At 29.2% G+C, this 16,800-nt stretch carries 19 protein-coding genes and 1 pseudogene; 5 read left to right on the forward strand and 15 right to left on the reverse strand.

Annotated features, from left to right (window positions below; all coding sequences use genetic code 11):
• Positions 1-6: 6 nt before the first annotated feature.
• The 4 genes from F5ESL0233_RS04075 to F5ESL0233_RS04090 form a co-directional block, all read right to left on the reverse strand.
• Positions 7-663: an ATP-binding cassette domain-containing protein gene (locus F5ESL0233_RS04075; RefSeq protein ID WP_122058875.1), complete on the reverse strand. Its 657-nt coding sequence runs from the start codon at positions 661-663 to the stop codon at positions 7-9.
• Positions 656-2,764 (reverse strand): hypothetical protein, encoded by a 2,109-nt coding sequence (locus F5ESL0233_RS04080; RefSeq protein WP_122058877.1) that lies wholly within the window; start codon positions 2,762-2,764, stop codon positions 656-658. Before F5ESL0233_RS04080 ends, F5ESL0233_RS04075 begins: the two co-directional genes overlap by 8 nt.
• A gap of 101 nt (positions 2,765-2,865) precedes the next feature.
• A complete protein-coding gene (locus tag F5ESL0233_RS04085; RefSeq protein WP_122058878.1) occupies positions 2,866-3,327 on the reverse strand; it encodes a lactococcin 972 family bacteriocin in 462 nt (153 codons plus the stop codon).
• Positions 3,328-3,595: 268 nt separating this feature from the next.
• Complete coding sequence (locus F5ESL0233_RS04090) at positions 3,596-3,805, reverse strand: hypothetical protein (RefSeq protein ID WP_122058880.1); 210 nt, start codon at positions 3,803-3,805, stop codon at positions 3,596-3,598.
• A gap of 653 nt (positions 3,806-4,458) precedes the next feature.
• Here F5ESL0233_RS04090 and F5ESL0233_RS04100 point away from each other — a divergent pair.
• From F5ESL0233_RS04100 to F5ESL0233_RS04125, 5 genes are all read left to right on the forward strand, one after another.
• A complete protein-coding gene (locus F5ESL0233_RS04100; RefSeq protein ID WP_122058884.1) occupies positions 4,459-4,815 on the forward strand; it encodes a hypothetical protein in 357 nt (118 codons plus the stop codon).
• The gene (locus tag F5ESL0233_RS04105; protein ID WP_122058886.1) at positions 4,812-5,018 is read left to right on the forward strand and encodes a bacteriocin; all 207 of its coding nucleotides are present in this window, start codon (positions 4,812-4,814) and stop codon (positions 5,016-5,018) included. Before F5ESL0233_RS04100 ends, F5ESL0233_RS04105 begins: the two co-directional genes overlap by 4 nt.
• 689 nt (positions 5,019-5,707) lie before the next feature.
• A complete protein-coding gene (locus F5ESL0233_RS04115; RefSeq protein ID WP_122058890.1) occupies positions 5,708-6,085 on the forward strand; it encodes a hypothetical protein in 378 nt (125 codons plus the stop codon).
• Between the two features lie 82 nt (positions 6,086-6,167).
• Positions 6,168-6,755: a pediocin PapC-like protein gene (locus tag F5ESL0233_RS04120; protein WP_122058892.1), complete on the forward strand. Its 588-nt coding sequence runs from the start codon at positions 6,168-6,170 to the stop codon at positions 6,753-6,755.
• 363 nt (positions 6,756-7,118) lie between these two features.
• Positions 7,119-7,892: a LysM peptidoglycan-binding domain-containing protein gene (locus F5ESL0233_RS04125; protein ID WP_122058894.1), complete on the forward strand. Its 774-nt coding sequence runs from the start codon at positions 7,119-7,121 to the stop codon at positions 7,890-7,892.
• An 83-nt stretch (positions 7,893-7,975) separates the two neighbouring features.
• Here F5ESL0233_RS04125 and F5ESL0233_RS04130 read toward each other — a convergent pair whose 3' ends face one another.
• The 11 genes and pseudogenes from F5ESL0233_RS04130 to F5ESL0233_RS04180 all read right to left on the reverse strand — a co-directional run bounded on the left by F5ESL0233_RS04130 (position 7,976) and on the right by F5ESL0233_RS04180 (position 16,638).
• Positions 7,976-8,461, reverse strand: coding sequence for a glycosyltransferase (locus F5ESL0233_RS04130; protein ID WP_122058895.1), 486 nt, complete (start codon positions 8,459-8,461; stop codon positions 7,976-7,978).
• Between the two features lie 5 nt (positions 8,462-8,466).
• The gene (locus F5ESL0233_RS04135) at positions 8,467-9,030 is read right to left on the reverse strand and encodes a hypothetical protein (protein ID WP_122058897.1); all 564 of its coding nucleotides are present in this window, start codon (positions 9,028-9,030) and stop codon (positions 8,467-8,469) included.
• Between the two features lie 542 nt (positions 9,031-9,572).
• A complete protein-coding gene (gene galE / locus F5ESL0233_RS04140) occupies positions 9,573-10,544 on the reverse strand; it encodes a UDP-glucose 4-epimerase GalE (protein WP_122058898.1) in 972 nt (323 codons plus the stop codon).
• 152 nt (positions 10,545-10,696) lie between these two features.
• Positions 10,697-11,149, reverse strand: a complete 453-nt coding sequence (locus tag F5ESL0233_RS04145; RefSeq protein WP_122058900.1) for a hypothetical protein — start codon at positions 11,147-11,149, stop codon at positions 10,697-10,699.
• The gene (locus F5ESL0233_RS08520) at positions 11,149-11,349 is read right to left on the reverse strand and encodes a hypothetical protein (RefSeq protein ID WP_122059248.1); all 201 of its coding nucleotides are present in this window, start codon (positions 11,347-11,349) and stop codon (positions 11,149-11,151) included. Before F5ESL0233_RS08520 ends, F5ESL0233_RS04145 begins: the two co-directional genes overlap by 1 nt.
• Entirely contained in the window at positions 11,349-11,615 is a 267-nt protein-coding gene (locus tag F5ESL0233_RS04155) for a hypothetical protein (protein WP_122058901.1), read from the reverse strand. The genes F5ESL0233_RS08520 and F5ESL0233_RS04155 overlap by 1 nt, the downstream gene beginning before the upstream one ends.
• Before the next feature lie 241 nt (positions 11,616-11,856).
• The gene (locus F5ESL0233_RS04160; RefSeq protein ID WP_122058903.1) at positions 11,857-12,180 is read right to left on the reverse strand and encodes a hypothetical protein; all 324 of its coding nucleotides are present in this window, start codon (positions 12,178-12,180) and stop codon (positions 11,857-11,859) included.
• Between the two features lie 340 nt (positions 12,181-12,520).
• A pseudogene (locus tag F5ESL0233_RS04165) lies at positions 12,521-13,071 on the reverse strand (tyrosine-type recombinase/integrase).
• A 412-nt stretch (positions 13,072-13,483) separates the two neighbouring features.
• Positions 13,484-14,635, reverse strand: a complete 1,152-nt coding sequence (locus F5ESL0233_RS04170) for an S-adenosyl-L-homocysteine hydrolase (RefSeq protein WP_122058905.1) — start codon at positions 14,633-14,635, stop codon at positions 13,484-13,486.
• Entirely contained in the window at positions 14,632-15,219 is a 588-nt protein-coding gene (locus tag F5ESL0233_RS04175) for an HD domain-containing protein (protein ID WP_122058906.1), read from the reverse strand. The genes F5ESL0233_RS04170 and F5ESL0233_RS04175 overlap by 4 nt, the downstream gene beginning before the upstream one ends.
• A gap of 45 nt (positions 15,220-15,264) precedes the next feature.
• The gene (locus tag F5ESL0233_RS04180; RefSeq protein WP_233554961.1) at positions 15,265-16,638 is read right to left on the reverse strand and encodes an MFS transporter; all 1,374 of its coding nucleotides are present in this window, start codon (positions 16,636-16,638) and stop codon (positions 15,265-15,267) included.
• Between the last annotated feature and the right edge of the window lie 162 nt (positions 16,639-16,800).

The following is a 16,800-nucleotide window of genomic DNA, read 5'->3' on the forward strand; positions in this document are numbered from 1 at the left end:
GCTCCTTCATCTTTTCATAATTGATAGTAAATCAATCGAAGTATCGCTGTTTCTAATAAAATAAGGATCATGCGATACTATTACAACAGTTTTACCCTTGCTTTTTGCAAACTTTAGTGCCTCAAAGATAATCTCTCTATTTTTTGGATCAAGTGATCCAGTTGGTTCATCGCACAAAATTAATTCACATGGTTTTAGCAAACATCTTGCAAAAGATATACGTTGTTGTTCACCGCCTGATAGCAATCCAGCTTTTACATTTTCATCTACTTTGATATTTAACTGATTTAATAACTCTAATTTTCTTTTTTCAAAGGAAGCGTTTGATTCCTTCGTGTCTATTCTTGCTAAATTCAAATTTCTTTTAACACTTTGATCATTAAGTAACGCATAATTTTGAAAAAGATAACTAATCTTAGTTTTTAAAAGTATTCTGGATTTTGTACTATTGATTTTTGGTGCAGGTTTATTAAAGAGCATTAATTCTCCGGTGTCCGCCTTGTCCAATAAACCAATTATATTAAGTAAAGTCGACTTCCCAGATCCACTAGTTCCATAGATAGTTGTGAGCTCACTGCTTTTAATTTTTAAATTTAAATTATATAAAACTTTTTTCCTTCTGTAGCTTTTATTTATTCCCTTTAACTCAATTATATTATTCACTTAATAATCTCCTTATTGAATTTTTCGCAAACACTTTTAAACTAACCAAGTCCACTAAAAAGTCAATGAATATTGCAGATGCCAATAATATAACACCTGAAATATTAACTTGCCCGTTACTGAAAGTAAACATTATAGCCAATATAATTTGAACTATCCATAATAGCCACAATCCTATACTACTTTTAAAAATGGAAACACCTAAAGTCTGTTTAATTGCATAGGTACGTCCAAAAACATAAAAATACAAATATATCAACGATAAAGATATAATTATAAAAGACATTAACGTTATTATAATTGAAATAATGTTAGATATAGTATTGCCCTCTTTTTGTTGTAGTAAATTTAATTGTATATCGCTTACACGAATTAGCTGAGGGTAATTATCCGCTAAATTATATTTTTCAAGCAATTTTTTGTATTCAGTATTATATACTTCTTGTGGACTTTTCCCGTGTAATGCTACCTTTAACGGATCTTTACCATCTCCGGTAAAAATATTATCGTATCTATTAAAAGCATGCGATGATCTTACATAGATATATCCATATTTTTTTACTTTTTCCCCCATTTCATCAATAATTGTTTGATTGTCCTTAACATATATTATTTTAGCCTTATAGATCTTAAAGTTTTTATATAGATACTTATTTATTTGTTCTTGTAAATTTACATTTGATTTAAATTTGTTAGATAGTAAAATACTTGGTTGGTTATTAACATCGTTTTCTTTTACTCTTGTTCCATTACTTTTATATATAGGATTAAATTTTAAGTAATTTGAATTAATTGTTACAAGTTGATACTGCTGTCTCCCTTTACTATTTGGGCCTGTTATTCCCGTGGTATCAACTAAAATGCCACCATTCTTATTTACATGTGAGTAAATAGCACCGTTCAATAATTTGATTTCATTTTCTGGATTGATCAAATCCTCTTGGTTATATCCGATTATAGATGGAAAGAAAGTAGCATAATCATTGTAAACCGAAGATTCGTTATTGCTGCTACTTGTAATCAAATATTGATACATTAAATCGCCTAGTGGTAATGCAGATGCTAAAACGAATGTTAACAATATTCCCTTCGTAATATACAAAAGAATAAATGCTGTTTTAGCATAGGTACGTTTTATTAATAGCCTGCTAGTAGGCAGTGCTTTCAGTAACATAGCTACCAAATATATAACTAAGCTAAAAGCAATCATTATCATACAAGTTAAAGAAAACATGGGCCAAATTAGTTCATAATGTCGTTTAGTTAATTCAAAAATCGATGCCAACACAAACCCTATTCCTGAACCTAATATTAGCCATGGTAGTGCTACGTGCTTCAAAGTAGTGGCAATTGTATACCCAAGCAATCGATAAATCCCTAAATCCCTAGTAATTGATAAGCAGTAAATCATAATTACTATTAACTGAAAAAAAGTCATAGTAACAGCTAACTGACGAAAATTAATTAAACTTGATTGATCAACACTCGGCAGAGCTGCTGCCCTAAAATCATTCTCTGTAAGTTTAATGCCCAAGTCTGTATTTAATTTCTTACTAAGTACTTTTCTGAATTTTTTAACTACATTGACGTCTAAAGTTTGTAAATAAAATATCCCTTCTCTAGTCATAGGAAGTTTACGCGTACTTATTTCTTTTATTGTAAAATCTGCATTACTATATTTAATAAGTGATACTCTGTTTTTTAACTTTTTTGTTGAATATTCTTTTCCATTTTTTAGTTTAATATTAAAAATTTTGGTCAACGCACTTGATTTCAAATTGCTTACTTCAAATACTGTATTATCAACATATTTTGCATAATCAACTTTTTTAGAATTTAGACCGTTGCCTTTATAGCTCGCCATTTTTAGAAAAGGTACATTCAGTTCTCTACCTGTTTTACTTATATCTATAATTATTTTTCTATATTCTTCATTAGTTGTAGATTTTATAGGTAATCCTAATTGAATATAGAAATTATCAAGATTAATTCTACTTTGATTCTTTACTATATTATGCTGATTAATTATAAAAAATAGCCAAAGAAAAACTGTAATAGTTGAAGTAATCACTAAAACTGACTTTAAAAACTGTTTAAACATATTTTCTCCATGTTTCTCTCAATAAACAAAAAGCCATATACAAATCCAAAAATTCATATATAGCCTTTAGTAATATTACTTCAATTTTTTACGATGCTTCTTTATTCATATGGTGCCCAATACCAAGCTTTTCCAGTTCCATATCCTTCAGCAGTAGCATATGAAAACTTGCCAGCTCCTGCGAATACACGTTTTTTACTGCCATTGCCTACAGCTGCCGTAGAGGAATGCCTTTCACTGTCATGGTAATAATTTGAATGCATCCATTTATAGCCATTAAGATAGTTATTATGGTCTGAATAATAAACCCAGCGACTATGCGGCCACCATGGAAAGCTTGGTGAACGTGGGGTCAACTTATTTGAATCTGAATTTCTGGTTGAACTTGATGTAAAAGTGGGTGAAGAGCTTTCAATGATTTTATTATTATCATCAAGTGCTACGTACCCGCTATTTGGTATTTTTGAACTTGAATCGACTGGCGCTGCTTTGATAATAGCTGGAACTCCTGTCAGTGATACAGCTGTACCAGCTACTATTAGCAATGTAGATAATTTTTTCATATTTTCATTCCTAACAGTATTTATAGCTCTGACGTTTTTCTAAGTACTCCTAGGCTGTACTTTTGCTTTATTATACTTTAATCACCATTGAATGCAAGCGATTTCTTAATAAAATAGTGAAAACATTTAATAAAAAAGTGCACAAAAGTACACATCTGTTGCATAACAGCTAACTTTTCCGGTTCAGCTCAATTAAGCTAACCATAGTAATACACCTGAAATCAAAAATCAATTCAGGGATATTATAAGATTTGCTTGATTTCATTGATTACTTATCAAAAAAATCTTGGATTTCTAGAAGATGTTTATCTTGGCTCTTCTTTTCACTAGCCCATTGATATTTGACCTGTTCATAGATTCTTTGACATTCACGCTCATATACTTCGCCTTCTTCAATATTGGTCACATTAATAAAGTCATAAATCCTATAGGCAATAATATTTTGCTTCGATTCTGCTATGTCCTGATTGGCGCCCATTTGCTTCTCTCCTCTTTGCTACTTTTTTAGCAAAAGCTCTTCTAAAGAAACCAAATACTTTAAATCATCTTATCTGAGTGCTCTCGTAGCATTGAACTTTTCATAAAACTTAATAACGTCCGTCATGGAGCTGATTAATACTATATTTTTTTGACCTATTCTAAATCACCACGAATAAACATAGGCTTGGCTGCATAGTTCTTTTGTCTGTCAAGAAAATAAGTAGATGGATGAGCGTGCTGGTAAGTTTTTTCGGTAGTACCGAGCTTAATGCCGCAAAATTTATCAATTGCTCTAAATTTGGCCTTTGGAGAAGGAAAAGTATTAGTTCTAATGTAGTAATACTACTTTCAAACAATTCATTGCTCCTTAAATCACGCTTGCTCTTCGTTTCTTTAGGCATAACCTGCCATTTATCTTCCCCTTTTTCCTTTTTCATAAACTTTGAAGACGACTAAATTTTAAAAAATAAAATAATTATTGACATTTTTTTAAAAGCGCTTTAATATGAAATTTGTATTTCTAAAACTATATATAGTCATAAAATTTTTATATATTTTAATTGAAGAAAATTACAACATTAAAAAATAACAGTAAAAAGTATATATATGCTTTTTTGTTTATTAAATCATTAAACAGAGTAGGAATTTAATATGTTCGAAAACAAATTATCTAATAAGTTGGCTTTTTTTCTTTGTGGTTTGATGCAAATATTTATAGGAATAATATTTCTATTCATTGAAAGCAAAAAGTATCATTTTGTATATTTTATGATTTTTATTTTATGTGCAATTTTATTTTTCTTTGCGTCCTTTTCTCCTAGGATATCATTTAAAAAGAATGCAAAAAAAGATGAAATGTCTGCGATAGACACTGGGGATCAAATTTTAGGAATGATTTCCTGTCTTCTTGGGTTAATTACAATAATTATAATAAAAGACCCTTGTTCTGGCTTACTAGCAATGGATTTTGGATTCTGTTTATTAATCCTACCTCCAGTTAAGAAATGAATAATTACAAAACTCTTAATCAAGAAGAACTAGTTGACATTATTGGTGGAAATAATTGGGGAGATGTATTTAACAATGCTTTATCGGCTGGTGGAACTACTGCTGGTTTGTGTTCTCCTTTTGATCCTTGGGGAATGGCAGCGTGTGGTACGGTAGCTACTGTTGGTGCTGGCTACTTGACTTACAAGCATCACAAGCGTTAATTCACGAAGACAGGATGTTATATGTATAAAACTAAGCTAACTACTAAAGAAAGATTAAGATTAATTAGTTTTCTTCAAATTATAATAAGTGTCTTTTGTTTTGCGACACTTAATTCTAATAAAAAAATTTATTTTCTAATATTCTTTCTATCTTTTTCAATTCTCATTTTCGGAATTTCTATTTTTAAACCAGTTTCTAAGAAAGATTTTTTTAAAGGAAAAAGTCAGGTCATTTTAAGTAATTTTTTTGGAATGTGCTTTCTTTTGATTGGAATTTTAGAGTTACTTTGTCACAAAGAATTGTTTTCAATTTTACTTGCATTTGATATTGGTTTAATTTGGCTAATTTTATAATATTTGTTTTTAAGTGATTTTCAGGCAAAAGTATTATTTTTTGCTTCTAAAGTAACTTTTATAATCTATTATTTTGCAATTACAAGAACATTAGTAGTTCTTTAATTACCATAGATGCGGGAACTTTATTTATGATTAAACCCCCAAATAGTTTTAAACATCAGACTAACAAGTAATACGAGCAATTTTACTTTAATGCACCTTAATTAGCGGGGATTAGCCGCATGTGCTGCTATTGGTGCAGGAATAGGATATATGGGATAATCAATTATAATTAACAAAAAGCACACGTAAAAGTATTTTTGTGTGCTTTTATTGATGGAAAGGTTAAAAATATGTTTGAAAATAAACTAACCAATAGTCAAGCAATGAGAATTTTTGGTTTAGTTCAAATTTTGATTGGAATCATTTTCTTATTTACAGTAAATAAATATATATGCTTTGTTCTTTTTGGAAGTTTTTTAATAATCGGAAGTTTTTTTGAGATTTTTTCTTTTTCTAACCACTGTAAATATACTGAAAAAGTAAAAAAAGAAGATATGACTATCTATCAAAAAGGATTGCAATTAATAGGAATTGTCTTGTTTTTTAGTGGACTAATTTATTTATTTTTCAATTATAATAATATAAGTGATTCTTTAATTCCCATAGACGCAGGAATTTTATTTATGATTGAACCACCAAATAATTTTAAACATAAGACTAACAAGTAATACAAGCAACTTTATTATAATATGCCTTAATTTATTTATAGTATTAAATATCGAAAGCGCTTTATCAATTTAGGAGTTAAAAATGAAAAAATTAATTAAATATTTAATTATGAGTGCTTTCACTTTACTTTTAGCACTTTCTATCTTTCCTTCACATCAAGTCTCTGCTGAAGAAACAGTGTATCCCATTCGGCAAGTTTCAGTAGATCGCTATCTTAGAAAGATTAAACGAACTAAGCAAATTACTTCAACTGAATACTTGTCCCTAGTTAAAAATTCTAAACAAGATTTTATTGTTTACTTTGGTTTCAAAGATTGTCCGTATTGGCGGGCAGAATCTAGATATCTTAAGAAATTTATTCGTAAAACAGATTATCCCGTCTATTATATTAATATGGAAGAAAGCCTAAACAATGCAACCACTAATGAGCTTAATGAAATTGATAATTCATTAAAGCCTTATGCTTTTATTGGAACACCAACTTTCGCATTCTTTCATAATAATAAAATTCAAAATATGATGATTGGCTATCCATTAAAGGTTGACCAATTGGAACAATTAGATAAGCCGAGCTTAAGCAATGGTACAAGAAGTTTTGAAAATATTGGTATGAGAATATCATACCTACCATTAAGAGCATTGAGTTTAACTAACAATAATGTTGATTAAATTTAATGGCAAGGTGGACTTAACCCATTCGGTATGCGTAAAGGACATTATTATTGCCTTATTATAATGGCATTAATTTTTTAAATTTATATCACTTTTTACACGCTATTCCAGTATTTACTGGGGCGTGTATTTTAATTTGTTCAATCTTCTAATATTGGCATGTAAATAAATATATTTTAGCAAAGTGATTGCTTCACGTTTCATTAATTTAAAAATTGTCTTGTCTATAGCACTAACCCTTAAATAGTAACCAATTTATTTTAAACAATAAATGTGTGCGAGACTTTAGTATATTTAGAAGAATTGCTCATAAAAAGACTTTAGGTTTAAAGTTATAAAAGAAAAGGAATATTACTGCTAATGAAAGTTAATAAAAACCAAGCATTTTTAATGATAGGTGGAATTTCTGCGGCTGTAGCAAGTAAAGGCGCAGCTTTAGCCAAAACTACTACTGTTCATGCTGATGCGACACCAAAAAACACTAAAGTATCTAATAAACAAAATAAGAATAGAGATACTAAGGGACAAGATGTAACAAAAATTGATTCTCAATCAAAAATGGAAATTGTAACTGTAGCAGACGGTGATACTACCTGGGATATTACACGAAAGCACAATACTACTGTTAAACAAATCGTTAAAGACAATGATCTAGCTAATGGTGGTTCATTAATTCATATTAATGACAAACTTAAAATTCGGGTAGATGATAGTACGAATAAAGATAAAAATAAAGATAAAAATAATAGTACTGTACTAACTAAACAAAGATTTCAAATAAATAATATCCAAACATCATACAGTAGTTTACCGACAACTAATCAAACATATACATCAACAACTACCAATCAAACTCAGTCACAAGCTATGCCTCCTTCAACAGACTATAAGTCAAATGTAACTGGTAATGAAATAGCATCCAAAGAATGGATTGCTGCTCGTGAATCAGGTGGATCTTACACTACTCGCAATGCATCATCAGGTACATATGGTCGATATCAATTAATGCCAGAGTACCTACATGGCGATTACTCTCCTGCTAATCAAGAAAAGGTTGCTAATAACTATGTGCTTAAAAGGTATGGTTCATGGGCTACTGCAAAATCATTTTGGCAAGCACATAATTGGTATTAAATACTGCTTGCTTGTATACTTATTTTTTAAAAGAGCAACATCGCAATGATGTTGCTCTTTTTATGTGAGTTTTGCTGTAGTAACTAATTCATATAAGTATTAATGAGATTTAACCATTTTTGCTTAATTTCTTTGTAGCTAAATCTTTGAGCACTTTTATACGCATTTTTAGAGAACTCTGAAGCCACATTTTTATGCTTAAGTAAGTAGATCAATTTATCAGTCAGAGTGTTTATATCATCCGGGGGAATCAAGTAACCTGTACTTTTATCTTCAACAATCTCTGATGGACCATAGTCAACATTATAACTAATTGCAGGAATGCCCTGCATTTGTCCTTCTAATAGAGTCATTGCAAATCCTTCATATTTACTAGTTAATAGTTGTATAGAGCTTGTATCATACTCTGTCTTTAAATCCCTTTTATACCCGCAAAGATTTATGTATAAAGCATGATTATCCGTAATTAGTTTATTTAATGATTTAACCGCTTCATTATTTTCATAAGCATCTCCATAGCCCCAGATATTCAAATACAAATTTTGAAAAAACTTATGGGCTTTAATAATTGCTTTTACAGCATCATTAACATTTTTTCTTCGGAAATCCTAGACACTAGTGATACTTTATTCGGATCACGGTCGCTATAAGATACTTGCGGCTCCTTTAAAGAAGATGTAACTGGAATTACTGCTATCTGGTTATCACTTAACTTAAAAAAATCCATTAATTCCTGTTTTTGCTTTACAGTAGAAACGATAAACTTGGAGATCGTTTTGTTATTTATTAATGCTGGAAAATTTTGATATACAGGACGTAATCTACCATTATTGAGAAAAGTAGAATGAAAAACAAAAAGCACTTTACACGACGAATTTACTGTAATACACGGTAAATCTATTGGAAAAATCCTATCAAAAATTAAGATAACTCTTTCATTTGAATTACAAGCTTTAATATTGTCAAGCAATTTTCGTAATTTAATTGAATTATCTTCGCATACGTAAATATCTTCATCCACCTTGTGATAATCAGATTCACTAAAAATTTGAGCGATTTTCTTATACTCAAATTCTATTGGAATTTGCCGTAAATTCTGAAAATAATTATACATATTGATAATTCGGTGATTTTTCATTTGAAGACTTTTTTCTATTTGAGGGTACTGAAGATTATCTTCTTCTACAATCTCGCTTTCAATAGCTAAATCATCAAATATCTTCTGTCTTTTAACTTGCGCTAATTCAATAACAAAAGTTTACATATAAAACTTTGTAGTTAAAAATAAAAACATGCTTTAATACTCCTTTCCCATACCTACTCTTTTTATTATGAATAAATGTAAAGTAACTTTTAAAAAAATCTATTTAACAAAAAACAACAACAAATCCAATTGTTGTTGTTCGTTTAATAATTATTTTCAAAACCGGAATCAGATATATTTTTAGAAACTTCTATTCCAGTCCAGATTTATCATTTTTTTAATTCAATTTTAGGGACTCTCGACCTAAAATTGAATTGAAAAATCTTTATATGATCTTTTAATACACAAATTCAAAGATTTGCTACTATTAATGACCTCAACTTTAATTGTAAAAGAAAAAATAGACAATTTATCAAGTAAATACCTATTTCTTGATGCCAGTATTTATTCAATAAATTTGGAAATCAGGAAATAAATTAATTTTTAGCTGTGTTTTTATGCCATTTCCAAGCTGAAGAAATAATATCTTCAATATCTTCATGTTTTGGCTCCCAACCTAATATATCTCGCGCTTTAGTTGAATCTGCAACCAAAATATCTGGATCACCACCACGTCTTGGACCAAAAGTATATGGAATATCAATGCCAGTAACTTTTATTGCAGCCTTTACTATTTCAAGATTCGAGTATCCTTGAGATGTCCCTAAATTAAACACATCAGACTTGTTAGTTTTCACTAATCTAATTAACGCTAAAATATGAGCTTCAATTAAATCATTAACCTCAACATAATCACGAACATTAGTGCCGTCTTTTGTATTATAATCATCACCAAAGATTGTAAATTTACCATCACCCTTAAGCGCACTTTTTAATAGTACTGGGATTAGATGTGTTTCATGCTCATGCGCTTCTCCAAAAGAACCATTATCTGCTGCCCCAGCTACATTAAAGTATCGAAGAGCAATTGATTTAATGCCATTAGCTTTATCAGCCCAAGACATAATACGCTCCATCATCATTTTACTGTCACCGTATGGATTAATAGGTTCAAGCGGCGTATCTTCCGTTATTTTTTCCACTTTGGGAATACCATATACCGCAGCAGTAGAAGAAAAAATTAAATATTTAACTTGTGCATCAATCATTGCTTTAAGTAAAGAAATCATACCAGTTACATTATTATCATAATATTTCAACGGCTTTTTTACAGATTCAGAAACCAATGATGACGCTGCAAAATGCATTACTGCACCAATTTTCTCTGAACGCAAAATTTTACTTACTAAAAATGTGTTTTTTAAATCTCCCTGATAAAACTTTGCCTTAGGATCTATTGCACTTGAATATAGAGTGTCGAGTACGACTACATCATATCCATTTTTAATTAATTTTTTTACTGCAACTGAACCAATATATCCAGCTCCGCCAATAACTAAAACCCGCATAACAAAATTCGCTACCTTTCAATTTATTTTAGTAAACTACTCATTCTAATAAATACTAAATTTTCAGTTCCATATATTCCAATAATTATGACAAAATACAATTGTTTTTAGATAGTATAAATCATAAATATATTTTAAATAAAATATTTATATCACTTTAAAGCGATTTTATGTTTTACATAATATTCGTAAGCGGATGGATCTAAAAGTTCTTTAAATCGTCCAGTCTTTATAATATCAGAATTATGAGTAAAAAAGTCTGGCTTGACAGTATAAATTTCCCTCAAAAAAACATTTTTAAATTTTTTATATTTTAAAGAATCCCATTTGGTTGAGTTATCTAAAGGGAAAACAATATCAAAATTTTCTTTAGGATAACATGCATCAAAAAAAGAAATATTAGCATCTGGCCGACAAAATACCGCAATATGTACCTTACCTATTAATTTGGGATTATTTTTAATCACTAAAGAAAGTGCATTAACCCTATCAACAATTGGTAATAACTTCTTTTTCTGAATAGAATCATTACACATGCTCAAAAAATCATTAGTATCCTTATCAGGATAAACAATGGGATTGCAAATATTATTGTTTGGCAACATTAAAACAAAAACTTGACTCCATTTTCTGGATATTTAACTTGAAAATATTCAGCAACTGTTGCTGCTATATCAGATAAAGACTGTCTTTCACCAATATGTTTATTATGTACGTTTGGATAATATATAAGTATAGTAAAAATTTCTCTTGTATGATGAGAGGAGCCATTAGTAGGATCATTACCATGATTCGAAGTTATAATTAGTAAATCATTTTTTTAAATAAGCTCTCGATGAGAGGTAGCCTTTTATCAATAAATTCTAAAAGATTAGAATACTTTAGAGTTTCCTCAGTATGCCCCGCTAAATCAGTTTCCTGTATGTTCATGAATATAAAGCCGTTGCTTATTTCCTTAGATTGTCTTAAAAATTCACCTAATAGATAATTTGTATTTTCACCTGGGAATTTTCTTTTTGTATCAGCTTGAATAATATCTGCTATTACAATAATCCCCAACTTTATATTCATAAACTATTCCATTTTTCATCCAATTATTAATCTTTAACAGCTCTTTTTTCACATAATCATAAGGCTGTCCTTTTACAGAAATTGCTGCAAGAGCTTCCCCACTATTATGATCACCTGTATACTTTCGTCCCAATTTCGCGTATTGATAGTGATCGTAGATACCTTTAATTGGATCCAAATTATAAGTACGACAAAAGCTAAAGATTAAATTAGCATATTCAGAGATATTATTGAATGATGATTAGTAATACATACTATTACTGTCATAATTTACAAATAAAGTATAATCAAGAATTTCATCATTCTTTTTTAAAATTTTAAGACTAAGATATAAATCTTCAAGTTCCTTTTCAATTGATTCAATTTTAGAAATATTCATATATTTACCGATATGGGTAAAAGTATCAGTAAGCTGAGTATAATCAAAATCTTCATTAATTTTCTCTACAGGATTTTTTCGATAGCAAATATCTTTAATGACATCAATTATTCTCCCAAATAGGTAATCTTTTTTAAATTGAGATTGTAGTAGTAAGTTAAAAATCAAATCTGATTGTCCCTGCATAGAATTACAACAAGTAAAATTAGTTACAGCTTGGTCTTTATAATATCTCCATCTGATCTATAATTAATTTCTGATTTACTTTCAATTGTACAAGAATTTATTTACCCAAAACGAAAGTTAAACATCAAAGAATTATTGAATATTTATCTTTAAAAGTATAATTTTTTCGATGCTGAGAAAGCAATTCTAAGACTAAGTCTAGTTTAAATTAATTAGCAACACTTTCATTAAATGACACAGAATGCTTAAAAATAGCAAAAGAAAAAAGTTCTTTTTTGAATGAAAAGAGCCTTTATAAATTTAAAAAATCAAACTCTAGATCTAGTAATGTTTCCTTACGTTATTCTTCAAAACCTAAGTATCTGAAAGTCATTGCTTCGCTAGAGATACGAAACTAATATTATGTCCTGTCTGTTCGTAAATAATGAATGCTCCAGTCTTTCTCATAGTATGTGAACCAATCCAATCAACACCTAATTCAAGTCCAATTTTGTGACAGATACGATAATAAATGTTCTCTGCAATCGGCTTATTTTCACCTAAGTATCTTGAACTTGGAAATAACCATTCACTAGATGCCAATTTTTTATAGGGATGCTTTTCTTCATAGTCTTCCAATACATCTCTTACTGAAGTGAGATATAGTCTGTTCTGCTTTTTGGTTTTCTTATCTTTGGTAAAGACTTCTTTTTCTACTCTACCCCTCTTATCAAAAACTTGATCTTTTTTTAAAGCCAAAACATCACTTACTCTTAAGCACGTAACTTTACCTGTCTGAAAAATGGCATAGTTCCTTTCTCCCATTTCTCCTTCGCTTTTTAATTTGTCTAAAAACTTTTTTAGCATAATTGAGTCCGTAATTGGTCGTGTATCTTTATGTTTTCTCGGCATTTTTTGTTCCTTACTTTATGTTATTTTTTAAAGCCTTGCTATATAGCTATTTTAACGTATTAAGTAGAATAATTCTATTATATTTATTTATTCTACTTAGTTAAATAGCTCAAAATTTTACTATCAGTAAGAATACATCTTTTAGCATACTATGCAGAAAAATTATGTTTTTCTACATAGTTGAAGTTTGAAGATATTTTAATCAAAACAAAAGACACGGCTAAGTTTATTAGTTAATAGTTAAAAAAGATGAACTAGGCCTTAAAATCGCTCTCTCAGCATAATAAAAAACAGAAGCAAGATATAAGCTTACTTCTGTTTTAAGCAGTTAAGGATTATTCGACACATTTTATCTGGTAGAGGAAAAATATTATAATTTGGATTGAAAGACATAATTTTCTAATATAATATATTATTTAAAATTATTTGATTTTTTCTGCACTTCTGATAACCAAAATTGCGCAATTTTCTCTCGATCAGCTTCACTCATTGACAATATAGTTTTTTTAGGTTTATATTTTTTGATTAGCATTACAGCCATTTCTAATTGTGTTAATTGAACATAGGATGCTAACGTAGAAATAGTATAGGTAAAATTTATTGCATTACCAGAGTTTGCAATAATAATAGACTTTTTATTTTTAGATTTTAGTATTCGATAACCTCCATTGTGGCCATAGAGCTTTAAATTTTGTATTTTTTCACTGTGTTTATAAGTATCTTCTGCTGAAGTCACAGAAAACAGATAAAGTGTATTTTGTAAAGATGACTTTTCCAATTTTTCTGTATCTAACGATTGTTCTCCATTAGCAGCGTAAACAATGTCCATGTCCGCCATGATCTTATAATAGTCAATAGTTCCACGAGCTAAGGCATCTGCTAGTCTTATCGCTTGTTTATCTGCCACATATACAATGGCTTCTCGCTTATTCAAATTTTCTGAGATGCTTGCTCCAATTTTTCCAAATCCGATAACCAATATCTTTTTGCCTAAAAAAGTAGTTCCATAATCGGCTAAAAACACTTCTGATTTTACGACAATTTCATGCCCAACCAAGTAATCTTCTTCTATTTTCAATGAACTGCGAGCAACAGATAATAATGGAACACTAATATTATGTTGTTCTAGACTTTTAACGTATTTTTGGTATCCATTTTCTGTATCTTCAATTACTTTTAAAAGTTGACCTTTAAATGCCAATTGAATTTTATCAACCTTTGGTGCAAAATAACCACCAATATCAATAATTGCAAATGTATCATTTTGCACTATCTGACCAATAAAATCAATTACTGAGTCTTGTTTTAATTCTTCTCTATTTGTTTGTAATACGTTACACCAGGATTTAATGGTTTTCAAAACTTTTTTATCTATACTTTTAGGCTTAGAAATATAGTATACTTCATAGTGAGTGCTTAAGTACTTTATAAAATCTAAACTATTAATTACTGAATGCTCTACGACAATAATCTTTTTTGGAATATTACTTTCTACATTAGTATTAAAAGAAGATACTACTTTCGAAAATAATTTTGAATCTAATAAATATTCATTATATCTCATTTTGCTACATTTACTTCCTTTTCAAATTCTTTTAAAAATGAGTTAATATATTCTGTTCTAAGGATAGCTTCCTTCTTTCCAGCTGCTGTATTCATTAATTTTTCAAGATTTAGTAATTTTTCAAAGAAATGGTTATATGTTGTTGTTTCATGTTGCCGATACTGTTTATGGCTTGTCAGCGTAGCAATCTTTATTTGTGGATCATAAATTTTTTGATTTATATGTCCACCATAGGCAAAGGCACGTGCAATTCCTATAGCTCCCAATGCGTCAAGTCGATCAGCATCCTGGACATACTTACCTTCTATTGATAGATTGTAATGAACATCAATATTTTTAGAATAGGACATATGTTGAATAATATTAAAAATCATGTCTTTATTTTCTTGAGATACTTTTTGACTGATTAATAATGAATTAATTTCTTGAAGTGACTTAGTCATATTAGAAGATAGCTTTTCGTCAATCACCTCATGTAAATAACCCGCTGATTCAATAATAAAAAGACTAGTTTTATTATTGCCGTAATAAGTTACATACATTTGTTTAGTCAGAATAGCTACTCTAGACGCATGTAAAAACATGTCTTGTTGGCATCATCATAAATTTTTCTTTTGCAATTTTTTTAGTCATTTATTGGTCATTTTTTTATCTCTTAAAATTATTGTTGTACAAAATATTAAAACTATTATCGATAAAAAGAACAAAACTTTAAAGTTAATCTTTAGGCCAGCTAATGTTCCATTTATAAAATTAAAATAATCGTTTTGTGTAAATGTTAAAATTGAGGCTGCTATTGCTGTTCCCATTGCTCCAGAATATGATTGTGCAGTCATATAGATTACATTGCCGTCGTTGGTCGATTGAATAGGTAAATTTGCTAAGCTTCTTGTCATAATATTACTATACGACAAACCCAATCCAAACATAAAAATTGAATAAATTATAATCAGATTAATTGGTGCAACTGATATAATATTTGCTAATAGAAAAGAGACGCAAATAAGTCCTTCTCCTAACAAGATTGGAAAATTATGATTTAATTTATCATAAATTATTCCAGCAACTGCTGACATTATGGCATCAATTACTGCTGCTGGTAATACAAGCAAGCCCGTTTTTGCCGTTGATAAATGAAATATTATTTCTAAAACATTCGGCATTAAATATGACATGCTTAATGACATTAACTGTAGTAGAAAAAAAGAAATCAGAAATATATCAAATTGTCGATTTTTAAACAAAGATATATCAATAATATAATTTTTATTATTTTTTTCAAAATAAATAAAGAGAATACAACAAATAATAGCAGTTAACAATAAAAAAATACGATAATTACTTTTACTTGCTGTACTAACTATTAATAATAGTGTAGTTATTAATAAACCAGTTAACGTAATACCACCACGATAGTCAAAAGAAATACTAAAAACGTTAAATTTTTGCGTAATACTAAATTCACCTAATAACCAAATAACTAATATTATAGGTATTATTAGTATAAATAAAGTTTGCCAACTATAATACTTTAAAACAATTCCACCATAAACTGGACCAATTGCAGGGGCAAAAGCAATTACTAAACTTCCTAGTCCCATAAAAGAGCCTACTTTCTTTTTAGGAGATTGCTCTAAAATAATTGAAAACATTAATGGTAAGCCAATACCATCAGCAATTCCTTGGATAATTCGACCACATAGAAGCAAGAAAAAGCTTGAAGTAACTCCTGCTAAAACTGTTCCAATAAAAAAACTAATTATTGCTACTCTAAACAACGTAATTGCACGAAATCGTTTTCTCAAATATGCTCCGAAGGGTATAATTACAGTAGAAACTAACATGTAACCAGTTGTTAACCACTGAACTGTGCTAGCGGGAATTTTAAACTTTACCATTAATTTTGGAAAAGCAATATTAAGCGCTGTTTCAATTACAATACCCAAAAAGCTTAGTGTTCCAATTGCGACAATTGACATAATTAATTTTTTATTTTTTTTCAATAAAATCTACTCTCCTTTTTATCACTTATTTTCCACAACATATTGTACTTTAACTATAATAAAAACACAATATGTTGAAGGAGTTATTGTTTTTAGTCTTTAGCATGATTATGAATCCGGTTTCTTTTTCAGCACAAAAAAGCAAAAAAATAAATTTCTTTT

It is taken from the genome of Lactobacillus sp. ESL0233 (assembly GCF_003692995.1).
Classification (GTDB): Bacteria; Bacillota; Bacilli; order Lactobacillales; family Lactobacillaceae; genus Lactobacillus; species Lactobacillus bombicola.

What these genes read in the sequence shown, in the direction of transcription:
- F5ESL0233_RS04145 (WP_122058900.1), bottom strand. Translation starts at nt 11,149, where the DNA reads ATGTTGCCAAACAATAATATTTGCAATCCCATTGTTTATCCTGATAAG.
- F5ESL0233_RS04175 (WP_122058906.1), bottom strand. Translation starts at nt 15,219, where the DNA reads ATGTTTTTACATGCGTCTAGAGTAGCTATTCTGACTAAACAAATGTAT.
- F5ESL0233_RS04170 (WP_122058905.1), bottom strand. Translation starts at nt 14,635, where the DNA reads ATGAGATATAATGAATATTTATTAGATTCAAAATTATTTTCGAAAGTA.
- F5ESL0233_RS04100 (WP_122058884.1), top strand. Translation starts at nt 4,459, where the DNA reads ATGTTCGAAAACAAATTATCTAATAAGTTGGCTTTTTTTCTTTGTGGT.
- F5ESL0233_RS04120 (WP_122058892.1), top strand. Translation starts at nt 6,168, where the DNA reads ATGAAAAAATTAATTAAATATTTAATTATGAGTGCTTTCACTTTACTT.
- F5ESL0233_RS04155 (WP_122058901.1), bottom strand. Translation starts at nt 11,615, where the DNA reads ATGAATATAAAGTTGGGGATTATTGTAATAGCAGATATTATTCAAGCT.
- F5ESL0233_RS04105 (WP_122058886.1), top strand. Translation starts at nt 4,812, where the DNA reads ATGAATAATTACAAAACTCTTAATCAAGAAGAACTAGTTGACATTATT.
- F5ESL0233_RS04090 (WP_122058880.1), bottom strand. Translation starts at nt 3,805, where the DNA reads ATGGGCGCCAATCAGGACATAGCAGAATCGAAGCAAAATATTATTGCC.
- F5ESL0233_RS04085 (WP_122058878.1), bottom strand. Translation starts at nt 3,327, where the DNA reads ATGAAAAAATTATCTACATTGCTAATAGTAGCTGGTACAGCTGTATCA.
- F5ESL0233_RS04125 (WP_122058894.1), top strand. Translation starts at nt 7,119, where the DNA reads ATGAAAGTTAATAAAAACCAAGCATTTTTAATGATAGGTGGAATTTCT.
- galE (WP_122058898.1), bottom strand. Translation starts at nt 10,544, where the DNA reads ATGCGGGTTTTAGTTATTGGCGGAGCTGGATATATTGGTTCAGTTGCA.
- F5ESL0233_RS04160 (WP_122058903.1), bottom strand. Translation starts at nt 12,180, where the DNA reads ATGCAGGGACAATCAGATTTGATTTTTAACTTACTACTACAATCTCAA.
- F5ESL0233_RS04115 (WP_122058890.1), top strand. Translation starts at nt 5,708, where the DNA reads ATGTTTGAAAATAAACTAACCAATAGTCAAGCAATGAGAATTTTTGGT.
- F5ESL0233_RS04080 (WP_122058877.1), bottom strand. Translation starts at nt 2,764, where the DNA reads ATGTTTAAACAGTTTTTAAAGTCAGTTTTAGTGATTACTTCAACTATT.
- F5ESL0233_RS04135 (WP_122058897.1), bottom strand. Translation starts at nt 9,030, where the DNA reads ATGAAAAATCACCGAATTATCAATATGTATAATTATTTTCAGAATTTA.